The organism is Aminobacter sp. GW821-FHT11F06 (assembly GCF_058808215.1).
Genome location: NZ_JBXARL010000026.1, coordinates 1 through 1,780, shown reverse-complemented (window position 1 = coordinate 1,780; position 1,780 = coordinate 1). Strand labels below are relative to the sequence as shown.

1 protein-coding gene is annotated in these 1,780 nt (G+C 58.3%); it reads left to right on the top strand.

All coding sequences use genetic code 11. The features are described 5' to 3' along the window. Positions 1 to 146: 146 nt before the first annotated feature. Complete coding sequence (locus AC1RTB_RS26435; protein WP_492882235.1) at positions 147 to 1,574, top strand: ISNCY family transposase; 1,428 nt, start codon at positions 147 to 149, stop codon at positions 1,572 to 1,574. The last annotated feature ends 206 nt before the right edge of the window (positions 1,575 to 1,780 follow it).

Sequence of the window (1,780 nt, the reverse complement as noted above, 5' to 3'; positions counted from 1 at the left end):
GTGTAGCGGCATTTTAGAGATGCGACACATGAGCCGGTTAGAGATGCGACAGTCGTCGCCTCTTGGGATGCTGGTCGAAGGTCAGCGTTGGGGAGCAAGATCAGCGACTTGCATCGTGGCCAAGGCCATCTGTGTTCGGAGTCGTCATGTCTTGTTTGATCGTCATGTCGCAGAAGGAATTGCATCGTCTTGAACGTATTCAGCAGGTTCGCCAAGGACGCCTGACGGTGGTCCGGGCGGCTGAGCTGTTGGGGCTCAGTCGCAGCCAGGTCCATCGGCTTTTGCAGGCCTATGATGTGGACGGCGCCGACGGCCTGGCCTCGAAGAAGCGTGGTCGTCCGAGCAACCGGCGCCACAGCGAGGATTTCCGCAATCTGGCTCTCGACCTGGTGCGTGAGCATTACGCGGATTTCGGTCCGACCTTGGCGGCCGAGAAGCTTGCCGAGCGCCATCAGGTTTCCGTCAGCAAGGAGACGCTGCGTCAGTGGATGATGGAAGCCGGTATTTGGCTATCACGCCGGGCGCGTAAGAAGCGGGTTTTCCAGCCACGCGGCCGGCGCGATTGTTTTGGTGAGCTTATCCAGATCGATGGTTCGCATCATTGGTGGTTCGAGGAACGTGGCCGCAAATGCGCCCTGCTCGTCTATATCGACGATGCGACGGGCAAGCTTCTGCACTTACGCTTTGCGGCTTCAGAAAACACCTTTGACTATCTGCACGCGACGAAGGCCTATTTGCAGCAATGGGGCAAGCCGATTGCGTTCTACAGTGACAAGCACGGCGTTTTTCGCAGCACGCATGCCTCGCTGAAGGACCGCACGAGCGGTCTGACGCAATTCGGTCGGGCGCTTTATGAGCTGAACATCGACATCATCTGCGCCAACACCCCGCAGGCCAAGGGGCGCGTCGAGCGCGCCAATCAGACGCTGCAGGATCGGCTGGTGAAGGAATTGCGGCTGCGCGGCATCGATACGATCGAGGCGGCGAACGCCTATGCGCCAGAGTTCATGGCCGACTTCAATCGTCGCTTTGGCAAGGCAGCGCGTAATCCGAAGGACATGCATCGGCCGTTTGCCGCGCATGAGAACCTCGATGGTGCGATGTGCCGCAAGGAGGTTCGCAAGCTGTCGAACTCGTTGACGCTGCGCTATGACAAGGTGATGTTCATTCTCGATCCGACAGATCGCGCAGCGGCGCTGGCCGGCAAGAAGGTTGTGGTTTGCGACTATCCTGACGGACGCCTGGAGATCACAGATGGGCAAGCCACCCTGCCCTACAGGACGTTCGACACGTTACGTTCCGTGCATCGCCCTGATGTGGTGGAGAACAAACGGCTGGATGACATGCTTTCGATCGTGGTTGAACTGCAGGCGGGGCGCCAACAGCAGCGCAGCAAAGGCGGACCGCGCCGCACCGGTCAGACGGATCATATGTTCGGCATTCGCGATGGCAGCCAAGGGAATGGCTACCAGAAGCGTGGCACCAAGCCTGGCAGAAAGACCGATTTTACCCAGGATCCGGTGGTTATCGCAAAGCGCCAGCAAGCCCTTGCGCAGCTGAAGGCGGCAAAGTGACCGGGCGGTCAAAGCTAAAGTTCATTTTGCTGGGAAAGCCATCCGCCGCCGACCGGGCTGCGCAACCCTGACCAGCTTCACCCGGCCGGCGGCTTGCGCCTTTGCCCCTTCACAAATACAGCAACTTGCAAACGAAGTAATAATGATTAGGATCATATCGCATTTCTAAGTTGCTTGCTTTGTCTCATCTTTAAATAGCTGCGACA